Origin of the sequence: Nitratiruptor sp. YY08-26 (genome assembly GCF_016593215.1) — a bacterium.
Lineage (GTDB): Bacteria > Campylobacterota > Campylobacteria > Campylobacterales > Nitratiruptoraceae > Nitratiruptor > Nitratiruptor tergarcus.
Genome location: NZ_AP023063.1, coordinates 734,143 through 747,637 on the forward strand (window position 1 = coordinate 734,143; position 13,495 = coordinate 747,637).

At 36.5% G+C, this 13,495-nt stretch carries 14 protein-coding genes; 9 read left to right on the forward strand and 5 right to left on the reverse strand.

Annotated features, from left to right (window positions below; genetic code table 11):
- Window positions 1-1,830: an HDOD domain-containing protein gene (locus tag JG738_RS04045; RefSeq protein WP_201338485.1), complete on the forward strand. Its 1,830-nt coding sequence runs from the start codon at window positions 1-3 to the stop codon at window positions 1,828-1,830.
- Between the two features lie 22 nt (window positions 1,831-1,852).
- Here the strand turns inward: JG738_RS04045 and rpsR are convergent, their stop codons facing one another.
- The 5 genes from rpsR to JG738_RS04070 form a co-directional block, all read right to left on the reverse strand.
- Entirely contained in the window at window positions 1,853-2,128 is a 276-nt protein-coding gene (gene rpsR, locus JG738_RS04050; RefSeq protein ID WP_084275605.1) for a 30S ribosomal protein S18, read from the reverse strand.
- Window positions 2,129-2,141: 13 nt separating this feature from the next.
- Window positions 2,142-2,597, reverse strand: a complete 456-nt coding sequence (gene ssb / locus JG738_RS04055) for a single-stranded DNA-binding protein (protein WP_084275606.1) — start codon at window positions 2,595-2,597, stop codon at window positions 2,142-2,144.
- A gap of 1 nt (window position 2,598) precedes the next feature.
- Window positions 2,599-2,970 (reverse strand): 30S ribosomal protein S6, encoded by a 372-nt coding sequence (gene rpsF / locus JG738_RS04060; RefSeq protein WP_201338486.1) that lies wholly within the window; start codon window positions 2,968-2,970, stop codon window positions 2,599-2,601.
- Between the two features lie 78 nt (window positions 2,971-3,048).
- Complete coding sequence (holA, locus tag JG738_RS04065) at window positions 3,049-4,005, reverse strand: DNA polymerase III subunit delta (protein ID WP_201338487.1); 957 nt, start codon at window positions 4,003-4,005, stop codon at window positions 3,049-3,051.
- Window positions 3,992-5,929 (reverse strand): ribonuclease R family protein, encoded by a 1,938-nt coding sequence (locus JG738_RS04070; protein ID WP_201338488.1) that lies wholly within the window; start codon window positions 5,927-5,929, stop codon window positions 3,992-3,994. The genes holA and JG738_RS04070 overlap by 14 nt, the downstream gene beginning before the upstream one ends.
- 125 nt (window positions 5,930-6,054) lie before the next feature.
- Between JG738_RS04070 and ilvC the strand changes: the two genes are divergently transcribed.
- From ilvC to JG738_RS04110, 8 genes are read left to right on the forward strand one after another with little or no spacing between them, the layout of a single operon-like run.
- A complete protein-coding gene (gene ilvC / locus JG738_RS04075) occupies window positions 6,055-7,077 on the forward strand; it encodes a ketol-acid reductoisomerase (protein WP_084275610.1) in 1,023 nt (340 codons plus the stop codon).
- Window positions 7,078-7,108: 31 nt separating this feature from the next.
- Window positions 7,109-8,167 carry a divergent polysaccharide deacetylase family protein gene (locus JG738_RS04080; protein WP_201338489.1) on the forward strand — a complete coding sequence of 353 codons (1,059 nt, stop codon included), beginning with the start codon at window positions 7,109-7,111 and terminating at the stop codon, window positions 8,165-8,167.
- Entirely contained in the window at window positions 8,167-9,504 is a 1,338-nt protein-coding gene (locus tag JG738_RS04085; protein ID WP_201338490.1) for an SLC13 family permease, read from the forward strand. The genes JG738_RS04080 and JG738_RS04085 overlap by 1 nt, the downstream gene beginning before the upstream one ends.
- Window positions 9,497-10,216: a DNA-processing protein DprA gene (locus JG738_RS04090; RefSeq protein WP_201338491.1), complete on the forward strand. Its 720-nt coding sequence runs from the start codon at window positions 9,497-9,499 to the stop codon at window positions 10,214-10,216. Before JG738_RS04085 ends, JG738_RS04090 begins: the two co-directional genes overlap by 8 nt.
- Window positions 10,216-10,566, forward strand: coding sequence for a hypothetical protein (locus JG738_RS04095; RefSeq protein ID WP_201338492.1), 351 nt, complete (start codon window positions 10,216-10,218; stop codon window positions 10,564-10,566). The genes JG738_RS04090 and JG738_RS04095 overlap by 1 nt, the downstream gene beginning before the upstream one ends.
- A complete protein-coding gene (locus JG738_RS04100) occupies window positions 10,563-11,654 on the forward strand; it encodes a S1C family serine protease (protein ID WP_201338493.1) in 1,092 nt (363 codons plus the stop codon). The genes JG738_RS04095 and JG738_RS04100 overlap by 4 nt, the downstream gene beginning before the upstream one ends.
- A gap of 16 nt (window positions 11,655-11,670) precedes the next feature.
- Window positions 11,671-11,937, forward strand: a complete 267-nt coding sequence (locus JG738_RS04105) for a hypothetical protein (RefSeq protein WP_201338494.1) — start codon at window positions 11,671-11,673, stop codon at window positions 11,935-11,937.
- Window positions 11,927-13,468 carry an AarF/ABC1/UbiB kinase family protein gene (locus JG738_RS04110; protein WP_201338495.1) on the forward strand — a complete coding sequence of 514 codons (1,542 nt, stop codon included), beginning with the start codon at window positions 11,927-11,929 and terminating at the stop codon, window positions 13,466-13,468. The genes JG738_RS04105 and JG738_RS04110 overlap by 11 nt, the downstream gene beginning before the upstream one ends.
- The last annotated feature ends 27 nt before the right edge of the window (window positions 13,469-13,495 follow it).

A 13,495-nucleotide genomic window follows, 5' to 3' on the forward strand; every position in this document is an offset into this window, starting at 1 on the left:
ATGGCGCTATTTGGTTTTGGAAAAAAGAAAGAAGAAAAAAAAGAAGTCGAGGTTACTGAAGAAAAAGTACTTAATCAAAGAGGAGAAGAGAGGTATATAGTCCAAAATCTATCCACGCAGTATGGAGAAATAACAGATATATCTAAAAAAAGTGTTGGGGTTTATGTAAAAGATGCAAATTTGGGATATGGAGATTTTGTCGATCTTAAGTTTGCTGAACTTACATGTGATGCTGAAGTTTGTGCTCCTCAAAGTAAAAAAATTGGTTTTTGTCTGCAATGTGATGTATCTCAAGAATTGATTCAAAACCATCTTTTTATGCCAAAAACTAGTGAATTTGTATCAAAAATAACTTTTGATAAAGAGCTCGTCGTTAGAGACAAAGATATTGAAACAAACAAGGCTGTTATTTCATTAATGTTTGATCTTGATGATCCTAATGCGACTATTGAGAAATTTCAGCGCCATATTGCATCGATCCCTAAACTCCAAGAGATGATTCTCAAACGTGCTAATTCTATTGAGCGAGCACGCGCTGCACAGGTAAGTGATGTAAAAGTAGCAATAGCTCGCTTAGGTTTTGAAGAGGTTAAAGAGCTTGTGTATGAATATGTACACTATGATATTAATCTTACAAATAAATACCTTATTAATTTTGCTGATTTTGAAATATATAATATTTTGCTCAGTAATATTTTCAAAAGACTGGCTCCTCTTCTTCCTTTTAATGATATTAAAGGAGAGGGTGAATCGCTCCTAGCAATGTCCTATATAGGTGCAGTATTGATGGCGAAAATGGATAGTGATTTAGGAGCTAGCTATACAAGTGCAAAAGAGCTTTTTGAGTTTGAAATGAGAATATTAGAGCGGAGTCGGGTGGCTACAGATATATTGGAAGTATGCAAGCTCTATTTTGTAGATACACTTGAATTATTCCAATATATTTATGATGGATTTGTTTTTGCAAATCTCATGCTCTATCCACAGCTAGAAATCAACTTTCCTGTGACACTAAGTGAGAGAAAACTTAAATTTGCATATGTAGCATATTTGGCTATCCTTGCACAAAAGTTTATACTTGCAAAAGATCAATCTAGCGGCTATATTCTTTTAAGTCGTTTACGACGTTTTGGCTTTAATCTCAAAGAGGCAAAAGAGTTTCTCGATGGTATTGTAGATAGTGTAAATAGTAAGCTCCACAAAATGGGTTCTCAAAAACAGATTAAACATTGTGAGTATCCAACATTAGCTTATACAATAGAACACTTTTTAGGCAAAAATATATATGCTGAATATTTTACTCGTTCACTGAATATTTTTGACAAAGAGGCTCAACGTTTAGCAGTACGATATGAAGATGCCTATTATACGCATCTGGTTTTGGAACGATTTTTAAATAGTGATGAGTACTCCTTTCGCACTTTACCTTTTTGTGTGGTTCCATGTGAAAATTTAGCAGATGAAGATATGAGTCTCAGCCAATTTGGCATTTTTGATATTGTGGTTTTCAAAAATATTGATAAGCTTCCTGCAGAGCTTTTTGAAGATTTTAGGAAAATATGGGAAGATTTTGAAGGTAAAATTATTGTAACATATAGTAAAGAGAGTATGATCGATTTTACAAACGAAAAACTTTATCAGATTATACAAAAAAGCATTGTAGATTTTCCAAGTTATTCCCAGTCTCCCACTTTACATATGAAGATGCTCTCATATACTACAAATAGTATAAATCGTTTTTTTGGTAAAGAGTATTGCGATGTAGCTGATTTTAAAGAAGATATTGGAGATCAGAAATTTGTCTATGTGAAATGCATGCAAAATATTTAAAGGGGCGATAAGCCCCTGAAGCTTATTTGTAGATTGGCTGCAGTTCTTCCCAAGGGTTAGGTACAACTCTTTTTCTATCTACAATGTATGGGACAAGTGCAGCATGTCTTGCTCTCTTGATTGCCTCTTCTACCATCTCTTGGTGTTTTTTACAGTTTCCAGTGAGACGTCTTGGCATGATTTTATAACGCTCGCTGAGAGTATGTTTGATGAGTTCTATATCTTTATAGTCAATATATTCAACTTTTTGTTCACAGTATTTACATGTTCTTTTTTTGAATCTTCTTTTTTCTGCCACTTTTTAGTCCTTTCTAAAATGGAATTTCATCTTCATCGATATCGATTTCTGGTATTTCAGGCTCTTTTGCAGGAGCCTCTTTGGCTTGTGCTGGCTGAGCGTATGAGGCTGGCTTTTCATAAGAGGTGCTTGATGAGCGATCTTCACTTCGCCCTAGCATCTGCATATTATCAACAGCTACAGAGTGTTTGGATCTCTTGTTGCCGCTTTGATCAGTCCATTGCTCAAAAATCAGCCTTCCCTCTACTAAAACCTTGCTTCCTTTGCTCAAATATTGATTGGCAATCTCTGCAGCTCTTCCAAAAAGAGTTATGTCTATGAAACAGACCTCTTCTTTTTGCTCTCCTGCTTGTGTTTTGAATCTTCTATTTGTGGCAATTGCTGTTTTTGCAATAGCCATTCCGGTGCCCGTATATTTGAGTTCTATGTCTCTTGTGAGATTGCCTACCAATATAACTTTGTTGTACATTTTATGCCTCTGCTTTTTCTTCGCTCGCTTTACCGCTCAATTTTTTTGCTCTTTCAACCATTTTTTCCCAAGCTCTGATATCTTTGTTTGTTTCATATTTTATAGTGAGGAATCTAATAACATCTTCTGTAATTCTATAGATTCTCTCAAGCTCTCTTACAGTCTCTGATGGAGCTTTGAAGTAGATGATATAGTAGTGACCACGTTCAAACTTTTGGATTGGATATGCAAGTTTTCTTACTCCTACATCTTCTGTGGCTACTATTTCACCACCATTGTTTTCTATGACCTCTTTGATGAAGTCAAACTTCGCTTTCTTTTCTTCATCTGTAAGCGTTGGTTTGAGCACGAACAGTGTCTCGTAATGTCTCATTTTTTCTCCTTTTGGCTATATATCCGAGAACTTCTCGGCAAGGCTTTTATTTTGTGTATAAAAAGCGCAGCTATATTATCAAAACAATCCTTGGATTTTTATTAAATAAGAAAGTAATAGGGCGCTTTTGTCGATGTTTGTTTTTGTTTTGAGCTCCAACTCACAGGTTTGCATTGCTAAAAATATTTTTGGGTAGTTTTTAATCCTCATTGCAAGTGCTGCACGCTGCTCTTCAATATGGCGTGGAAGTCTGTATCCAAGTATTTGAGAAGAATCAAGGTTTCCATGGAGGCGAATATAGCTGTAAAATAAAAAGAGCTGCTGCATAAAATTCTCAAAACCGAGCAGTATTTTCATTTCATTCTGTTCCTCTTCTATTATTTGAGCAAAGAGTTCCTCTATAGGCTCTTTTTTGATGATAGCGATATAGAGTTTTTCGAGGTTGAGAGGAGTAATCGGATAGACGAGGTTATCAATATCTTTTGTTTCGATTGCTCTTTCATTGATACTTAGTTTGAGTAGTTCGCTCTTTGCAAGTTCAATGTTGTTTTCCAGCATGATAAGTAGATGCTCTAATGCATATGTATCTATCTCTATATTTTTTTGTTGACAAAACTCTTGTAACTCTTTTTTTGCTTCATGTAAAGCTGCTTTAAAAAAGCGCACATTCACAGCGTTATGCTTCTTATCAAAGAGTGAAGCTATTTTTTTGCCATCAGTAGAGAAAAGCGCGTAGATAAAAAAACTATTAGCATTTTTATTACAAATTGCTATGAGTTGTGATAGTTCCTTTTTAGGTAGTGCCTTATCATGTTTGATAATAAGGAGGTTTACATCACCAAAGAGTGAAGATTGGGAGAGGTAGTTTTTGGCAATCTCAAAATCATATTCATCAAAATAGAGTTGCATTGCATTCTCTTTGCCTATCCTTTGCGCCATCTCTTGTGTATACTTTTCTATAAAGTATGGCTCCTCTCCCCAAAAGAGATATGCATCAAAATTTTTTGGTGTTTTCTCGAACTCAGCTTTGTACATCTATTTTCTCTACCACTTTAGCATAGATTTTTGTTGTAGCTATATTTACATCGATAATCTCTACAACGACTCTGTCAAAAAGCTCCACTTCAGCTCTTGGTAAAAATATCCTGGCACCTTTGATCTCATCATCAAGTTGCGCTATAGGGGTAGATTCAGGATCTGTGACGATTGCCTTGAAACGCTTCCCTATATTTTTTGCTGCCCATCTTGCAAACTTTCTATCCATAAAATCCCATTCTACTTTTGCTGCCTCTCGCTCAAGTTCACTGATGCGCACAGCAAGAGGCTCTATATTTTTTAAAATGAAATCCAGCTGCTTTTTATTGTTTTTGATAATAGCTTTGAGAAGGCGATGCAATGTAAGATCGCTATATCTCCTAATAGGGCTTGTAAAGTGTGTATATTTTTCAAATCCTAGTCCAAAATGCCCGATATTTTCCGCAGTATAGCCAGCCTGTTTTTGCGTGCGGATGAGAAGTTTGTCCACATGCTCTTTGATTCCAAGTTTTTCAGCCTCATTTTGAATATGTAAAAAGAGCTCATGCAATGTGTTGTACTCTTTTGTAAAGATGCCTACATTTGCTAGCTCGTTGAGGAGCTCTTCAATCTTTTCTTCGGCTGGCTCTTCATGTGTTCTAAAAATTCCGTAATCAAACATCTTTGCTGTAGCTTTATTAGCAAGAAGCATACAATCTTCAATGAGAGCGTGGCTCGGCGTTTCTCTCTCAATCTCTGTTTTAACAAGTTCTCCATTTTTATCTAGGACAAGCCTAATTTCTGGGTTGGAAAACTCAAATCCCTTTTGGAGTCGCTCTTTACGCAGTTTTTTTGTTATTTCATATAAAGGCAGCATCCACTCAAGAAGCTCCTTGTCAGTATCATCAATATTTTCAAATCTGCCAGCCAAAAACTCATCTACCCGATCATAACTATACTTTCTTCGACTCTTAATAATTCCTTCAATAAGCTCCTCTTTGAGAGGCTGGAGGTTTTTATCAAGAGTAATTTTGCTCACAAAAGCGAGTCTTTCTACATTTTCTTTTAAAGAGCAAATTCCTTCACTCAGTTTTCTTGGTAGCATCGGAATTGATTTATGGGGCAAATAGATACTAAATCCTCTCTCTTTTGCCTCTTTATCTATTGGGCCCATCGGAGGGACATATTCACTTACATCAGCAATGGCTACATAGAGAGTGTTGCTCTCTTTATCAAAATATATTGCATCATCGTGATCTTTTGCAGTGACAGGATCAATGGTGCAAAATGGCAGATGTGTTAAATCAACTCTTTGAGGATAGAGGTCTACATAAATCTCATCTGGATATGCACTTGCTTCAAGCTCAGCCTCTTTGCCAAACTCTTCATGTTTATTGTAAAGAGCTAATGAGATCTTTTCATCTACGCTCGGATCATCAAGTATACCAAGTACTTCAACAATGATTTGCGCCTCATTATCCACTTTTACTACCGTACCACCTGGTAAATCGCGCAAAGATTTTTTACTCGCCTTGACTGCAAGTGGCATCTCATTTTTGATATTAAAAAAGATGCCATTGTCTTTATCAAAATAGGCAACACTAAAACGAAAAGCTTTTTCTAAAATATAGACAACTTTTGCTTTTGGACGTCCTCCACCTTTAAAAATCCGTTTAGCTACTACGAGATCTCCTCTTGTGGCACCATTGAGATGCTCGGGCTCTATGAGAAGATCTTTTGCTTTGATTCCAAAAACTTCTAAAAAGCCCGTACCATTTCTTGCAATATCAATTTTTCCTACACGATATTTTGAGCTAATTTTATAGATTTTTCCATCTATTTTAATAATCTTGTGGCGTAAAAGATCATCAACAAGAGCCAAATACTCTCTTGGGATATCTTTTTTTTCGATACCACGAAGTAGTTTTAAGATAAACTCTTTCAAAATATATTTCCTTAAATTTTTTTAAGAAATTATAACATACAAAACTGACTCTATTGCGTGATAAATTTATCCAAAACTAAAGAAGTTTTAAGTAAAATTAGCCAAAATTTTCCAAAGGACGTAGTATGGCATTACCAATCTATTATGACAAAGATTGTGATATAAATTTGATTAAAAGCAAAAAAGTAGCGATTATCGGTTTTGGTAGTCAAGGACATGCGCACGCTGAAAACTTAAGAGATAGCGGTGTTGAGGTAAAAATTGGTTTATATCCAGGTGGGAGAAGTTGGAAGAAGGCTGAAGCGAAGGGATTTGACGTTTTAGAGGTAGCTGATGCTGCTGAGTGGGCAGATGTAGTAATGATATTGATTCCTGATGAGATTCAAAGTGATGTTTACTACAGAGATATTGAACCAAATCTTAATGCTGGTGATACAATTGCTTTTGGACATGGATTTAATATCCATTATGGACGTATTAAACCAAGAGCTGATATTAACGTTATGATGGTAGCGCCTAAAGCACCTGGTCATACTGTGAGAAGTGAATTTGTAAAAGGTGGTGGTATTCCAGATTTGATTGCAGTAGATCAAGATCCAAGTGGCAACACATTAGAACTTGCGAAAAGCTATGCAAGTGCAATTGGTGGAGGGCGTACAGGAATTATTCATACTACTTTTAAAGATGAGACTGAAACGGATCTTTTTGGTGAGCAAGCAGTCCTTTGTGGTGGTGTGAGTGCGCTTATTCAAGCGGGATTTGAGACACTCACTGAGGCTGGATACCCGGAAGAGATGGCATATTTTGAGTGTTTGCATGAATTGAAACTTATCGTTGATCTTATCTATGAAGGCGGTCTTGCTAATATGCGATACTCTATCAGCAATACGGCAGAGTATGGTGATTACGTAAGTGGTCCAAGAGTAATTAATGAGGCTTCGAGAAAAGCTATGAAAGAGATCTTAAAAGAGATTCAAAATGGAAAATTTGCAAAAGATTTTATCCTTGAAGGAATGACGGGATATCCAAGAATGACAGCTGAGCGAAGAAACTGTGAAGCACATCCAATAGAGCAGGTAGGTAAACGACTCCGTGCGATGATGCCTTGGATCACTGCAAATAAAATCGTCGATCAAGAGAAAAACTAAGCATAGGGCTCTCCTATGCTTTGGCTATTAAATGGCACGCAAAAGACGAAAAAGAACAAAAAAAGACAGCTTCTTTTCATCTAAAAAATATCTTATTCTCTCTCTTCTTATTTTTATAATTTTACTTATCTTAGGGGTTTTGGGAGTATATCTCTATAAACTGGGGTTTTCAACCGGATACAATGAAGCATTGCATAAAAGCCAAAGTAGTATTGCTGCTATTAAGAAAAAAGAGAAGGATGCTCTAAAACATCTCACTGATATTAGATTTTCTGAAATAGAAGATTTCGAAAAAAATGCTCATAAAACAGCTGCAAGTGCAGCTTCATCAATGAGTGAATCGAGTAGCAGTGCAAGTAGTAGCGCAAAAAGAGTTTTAAAACATAAAGAGCATAAAAAAAGAAAACATGCTACATACCTTCTCCATAAAGGCCAAAGGCCTAAGCTTGTACTTATTTTAGATGATGTGGCTTATCGTTATCAGGTAAATGCTATTAAGAGACTAGGACTCAAAATCACTCCATCTTTTTTTCCACCTACACCAAGACATCCAAATACATGGAAATATGCAAAAGAGTTTAGGCATTATATGATCCATTTACCTATGGAAGCGACCAATTTTCCTCACGAAGAGTATAATACACTGCATACTAATTCATCAAAAGAGTTTATTGAAAGGGTTGTTGCTTCTTTACGTGAACGTTTTCCTCATGCCAAATTTATTAATAACCATACTGGAAGTAAATTTACTGCAGATGCTGCAGCAATGAATCGCCTAATACCCCTGTTAAGTAAATATGGATTTATATTTGTAGATAGTCGTACAACGCCAAATACTGTAGTGAAAAGTGTTGTAGAACAATATGGTTATCCCTATATTGCGCGAAATATATTTTTAGACAATGAGCAAAATGTCTCTTATATTCGTAATCAACTCAAAAAGGCCGTTCATATAGCAAAACGTAAAGGCTATGCTATAGCTATTGGTCATCCTCATCAAAAAACTCTCCAAGCTCTAGCTCGTTCTAAAGATATTTTAAAAGATGTTCAATTAATATATATAGATGATCTCTATACAAAGGCAAAGTGATGCAAAAACTCTCTATTGGAGTGGGTTTGGGTCTATTAAGTTTTGCTCTCAGCTCTTATGCTATGGATATGGTGCAAGCAAAACTTATAGGAGCTGTAGTTTTTTTGGTCTATTTATGGAGTAGTGAAGCTTTGCCTTTGGGAGTAACTTCCTTGCTCCCTTTGATACTTTTCCCTCTATTAGGTATAATAGATTTAAAAACTACTGCACCCAATTATTCTAAAGACATTATTTTTCTTTTTATAGGTGGATTTTTACTTGCTATTGCAATGCAAAAAACAAGACTCCATGAGATTACTGCTGCAAAGCTGCTCTCTTTTTTCCCAAAGAGTGCAAAAGGGATTATTTATGCTTTAGCTATTACTTCTGCAACTCTCAGTGCATTTTTATCCAATACGACTGTAACAATAATGCTTATGCCAATTGCTATGTTTATGACAAGCAACATAAGGCTTCGTGTACGCTACCTCATTGCTACAGCTTATGGAGCAAGTATTGGAGGAATTTTTACACCAATCGGGACTCCTCCCAATTTAATTCTTTTAGGCTTTTTAGATGATATCAATATTGCTGCCCCAACCTTTTTAGAGTGGATGTTTTTGACAGCACCTGTGGTGCTTACCATGATAGTGATTGTTCCTTGGTTACTCTCTTTGGGGTTACAAGATGAGCCATTGGCTTGTAAAAGTAGTGAGATACAAACCTTAACTTATGAACAGCATCTCCTTGCAAAGATTTTGGGGCTTTTAGTTTTTTTACTTTTGCTCAATGCACTTATTAAACCCCTCTTTCCTTCATTTGCTCTCAATGAAAAGCTTTTGCTCTTAGGGTTTGGTCTTTTGCTCTTTTTGCCAAATGTACAGATTTTGCAATGGGAAGATACCAAAGATATGCCTTATGAAATTGTTTTTCTCTTTGGAGCAGGGTTTGCGATAGCCAAAGCTTTTATTGCAACTGGACTAGCAAGTATCCTTGCAGGATATTTTACAAATTTTGCCTCTTTACCGCTTTTTTTACTTCTCTTTTTAGTAGCATTTTTTGTCTCTTTTGCTACAGAAATTACGAGCAATACCGCTCTTACATCAATATCTTTACCTGTCTTTTATGAATTCGCGCATCGCAATAATCTCCCAGTAGAGATTATTCTCTTTACTGCTACAATTGCTGCAAGTTATGCATTTATGCTTCCAATTGCCACTCCTCCAAATGCTATTATTATGAGTAGCCGTGTCATTAAAATCAAAGAAATGGCTAAAATAGGATTTTTTATCAATCTTATAGGTGTTTTTATAGTAAGTGCTACAGCAATACTATTTTGGAGATATTTTATTGGTTGAAATTGGAGGAAAGCAGTTTCATTTTCAAGGTAACCTTACCTTGCTGGATCGACCCAAAGTATCTATTGTGGGTACAAGAAGGCCTAATACCTACACCAAGACAGTTACACTTAGACTTGCTACTGCACTTGCAAAAAGTGGCAAAGTGGTTGTAAGTGGTGGAGCTATGGGCGTAGATGCTTTGGCGCACCGCGGGGCTGGAGCAGCAAACACAATTGCAGTGCTTGGAAGTGGAATAGATGTACTCTATCCAGCCATAAATCGAGAATTATTGCAAACAATTGCAAAAGAGGGACTCCTACTTAGTCAATTTGAACCAGATTTTCGCCCAACAAAATGGAGCTTTGTTGTGCGTAATAAAAGTGTTGTGGCATTAGGAGAGTATCTCATCATCACACAAGCCGATAGAAAGAGTGGCAGTATGCGTAGCGCTGAGATTGCGCTAAAAATGGGTAAGAAAATCTATGTTTTGCCTCATAGAATGGGAGAGAGCGAGGGAACAAATGATCTTGTGAAGCAGGGACTTGCAGAAGTGATTTGGGATATAGATGCATTTTGTGGTGTAAAAAAAAGCGATCCATTTATTGAATATCTCAAAACTTCTCCAAGCTACGAAGAGGCATTACAAAAATGGGGAGAGCGTATTTACGAAGCGGAAATAGATGGATTGATTGCGATAGAAAATTTCAAAATAGTATATAAGGGGGAGTAATGAAGCGTATTCCTCTTGGAAAATATGCCAGAATGAAAAAAATGAGCCGTGCGCAGGTGATTCAGATGATAACACGCGGCCAACTCCAAGCAGAAGAGGTTATAGAAAATGGCAAAAAAGTACGCTATATCATCGAAGAGAGTGATGTAGTTGTGCCAAGTGATACGCAAAAGAGGCTTTTACCTTCACCATTAGAGGCTCTTGTGAGTCGTGTTGCAGATATTTCACAGATGCAAAAATGTTTTGAGGGAAGTAATGCTTTTTATTTAGTATTTGAAGAGACTCTTTTAATAGTAGATAAGCAGAGCGGTATAATTACAACAGTAAATATATGTAAAGGTATGCAGTGAGAAGATCGCTATTAACTGGAATAATAACTGGTTTAGTTCTGTTTTTACTATGGCAGATGTTTCCATTTTTTGAAGTGCTTATCTCTTCTAAGCCAAAGCCTATCACACCTCGTGGGGATTTGATGGCTCTTGAAAAGAGCAATATAAAAATTTTTGAGCAAGCAAAGCCGAGTGTTGTATATATATCTACACTACAAAAAGTGATTGATTACTGGAATATGAGTGTGCTCGATGTTCCAAGAGGGACGGGAAGTGGCTTTGTGTGGGATGAATTTGGCCATATTGTCACTAATTATCATGTGATTGAAGGTGCAAGTGAAGCTGTTGTGACGCTGAGTAATGGGTTAGGATATAAAGCTATATTAGTAGGAGCAGATCCTTCACACGATTTGGCAGTTTTAAAAATTAAACCAATTCCTGGTGTGATGGAACCTGTTGCAATCGGTGATAGCGATAAGCTGCATGTAGGGCAGATAGTCTATGCAATAGGTAATCCTTTTGGTCTTGACTGGACAATGACAATGGGGATCATTTCAGCTTTAGGGCGTGTGATTAATGAAGATAGTGGTGCTAAAATTAAAGGTGCAATTCAAACAGATGCAGCAATTAATCCAGGCAATTCGGGAGGACCACTCCTTGATAGTGCAGGGCGTGTTATTGGTGTCAATACAGCAATCTATAGCCCAAGTGGAGCAAATGCTGGGATAGGTTTTGCAATACCTATCAATCTCGTCAATAGAGTTGTAAGCTCTTTGATAGCCTATGGAAAATATGTTCCACCTCGTATTGGAATAGAGAGCGATGATCGCATCAATCATCTTTTGCATAGGCGTTTTGGTATTGATGGTGTAGCTGTTTTAGCAGTCGATCCCCACTCCCCAGCTGCTACGGCAGGATTAAAACCGACTATTATCTATCCCGATGGGAGAATTATTTTTGGGGATATCATTGTAGCAGTAGATGGAAAACGAATACGTAGTTTTAAAGAGTTACAAGAGATCTTGCAAGAGTATAATCATGGTGATGAAGTTACATTAACACTTTTGCGCGATAATAGAGAGATAAATATAAAAATTACTTTAGAATAATTAAAAAGGAGAAAAAATGCTAAAAGATCTTGTGTATCTTGGTATCGGGAGTGCACTTTTAGCAAAAGAGAAAGTTGAAGAGGAATTGCAAAAGCTAGTAGATAAAGGCAAAGTCTCAAAAGATGAGGTGAAAAAAATTGTTGAGGCCGCAAAACAAAAAGGTGAAGAGGAAGAGAAACGCGTTATGAGAGAATTGAAAAAAATTATAAAAGAGGCAATACGAGAAAGCGGTATTGCTACAAAAAAGGATATTGAAGAGCTAAAGAAACTTCTTGAAAAATAACTATTCCCTGCTGCGTATCTATAAGATCTTTATTCTCCTACTATCCTTTTTTTTGCTTATTAAAAAGAAGCCCTCATTTTTATGGTTTCGTCCATTGCCTCCCAAAGAGATGCGAAAGAGTATTATTGCATTGGGTGCGAGTTTTATAAAACTTGCACAAGTTTTAGCAACAAGGGCAGATTTTTTTAATGAAGAGTATCTCGAAGAGCTTAAAAGACTTCATGATGAGTTACCTCCCATGGAGGAAAAAGAGTTTGAAGCTGTTTTCGCACAAGCGTTTAAGAAAAATCCTTTTGCCTATTTTGATAAAACTCCAATCGCAAGTGCCTCAATTGGGCAAGTGCATAGAGCAGTATTGAAAAATGGAAAAGAGGTAGCTGTAAAGCTGCGCCGTTTTGGCATAGAAAAACGCATTAGAAGTGATATTAAAATTCTTCGCTCCATTAATTTTATTTTTCGACCACTTTTTAGCGAATATACCAAAAACTCTATAGAAGCTGTTATCAATGAGTTTGCAGATATGATTGTCCAAGAAGTAGATCTCTCACGAGAGCTTTATAATTTAAAAAAATTTTCAAAAACATACGCTCATTGTAATATTCTTTTTCCAACACCTTATGAAGAGTATTGTAGCGAAGATGCTTTAGTTATGAGCTATATGGATGGAGTACGCTTTGATGATAAAAAAGCGATCAAAGAACTTGGTATCGATTTTCATTCTGTTTTGGAGCGTCTTATTAATTTTTATGCAGAGCAGATGCTCGTTGTTGGTCTCTTTCATGCTGATCCTCATCCTGGCAATCTCCTTGTTGATAAAAAAGGGAATCTTATCTTGCTCGATTTTGGTATGGTCAAGCGCATAGATAATGAGACGCGTATAGCCATTATTGAGATGATAAAATCAGCCTATGAAAAAAATTATGATCTCTATATTACGAGTGCTAAGAGGCTAGGGGTTATTGCTTATGAGGCTCCAAAAGCTGCAATGGCTGAGCTTGTTGAGAATATGTTTGAGATTTTTAGTGATGAGCATTTGAGTGCAATTAATATGCAGCGTCTAGCCTTTGAGCTTTTAGAATCGATGCGAGATCTTCCGTTTAAGTTGCCTCAAGAGGCTATTTATATTTTACGTGCTAGCGCAATTATAGAAGGACTTGGTACTACTTATATTGAGAACTTCAATGGTGTAAAAGATATCTTACCTATTTTGCAAAAAAATATTCCAAGAGCTCTTGGATATAAAGATTCACTCTTAGAGATGGTAATCGAAGAGATTAAAGAGAGTCCCTATGTGGCGAGGGATTTTAAAACTACTATCAAGAAGGCTAGTGAAGGAAATTTACAAGTTGAAATGTCGCCGTTGCAGATTGAGTGGCTCAAAAAAGAGACAAAAGAGTATCTGCGCCCTATAGTGCTAAGTTTTGCAATGATGCTGTTGGCGATTATGCTGGTGGAACTAGGAGGAGTGTGGCAAGGCGTAGGCGTTGTTTTGTTTGCCGCCGCCTTTTTAAAACTCCTTTTTATATCATAGAGTTGATACTAAATTTTAATACTATAC

What these genes read in the sequence shown, in the direction of transcription:
- JG738_RS04045 (WP_201338485.1), top strand. Translation starts at nt 1, where the DNA reads ATGGCGCTATTTGGTTTTGGAAAAAAGAAAGAAGAAAAAAAAGAAGTC.
- ssb (WP_084275606.1), bottom strand. Translation starts at nt 2,597, where the DNA reads ATGTACAACAAAGTTATATTGGTAGGCAATCTCACAAGAGACATAGAA.
- rpsF (WP_201338486.1), bottom strand. Translation starts at nt 2,970, where the DNA reads ATGAGACATTACGAGACACTGTTCGTGCTCAAACCAACGCTTACAGAT.
- holA (WP_201338487.1), bottom strand. Translation starts at nt 4,005, where the DNA reads ATGTACAAAGCTGAGTTCGAGAAAACACCAAAAAATTTTGATGCATAT.
- ilvC (WP_084275610.1), top strand. Translation starts at nt 6,055, where the DNA reads ATGGCATTACCAATCTATTATGACAAAGATTGTGATATAAATTTGATT.
- JG738_RS04080 (WP_201338489.1), top strand. Translation starts at nt 7,109, where the DNA reads ATGGCACGCAAAAGACGAAAAAGAACAAAAAAAGACAGCTTCTTTTCA.
- JG738_RS04085 (WP_201338490.1), top strand. Translation starts at nt 8,167, where the DNA reads ATGCAAAAACTCTCTATTGGAGTGGGTTTGGGTCTATTAAGTTTTGCT.
- JG738_RS04095 (WP_201338492.1), top strand. Translation starts at nt 10,216, where the DNA reads ATGAAGCGTATTCCTCTTGGAAAATATGCCAGAATGAAAAAAATGAGC.
- JG738_RS04105 (WP_201338494.1), top strand. Translation starts at nt 11,671, where the DNA reads ATGCTAAAAGATCTTGTGTATCTTGGTATCGGGAGTGCACTTTTAGCA.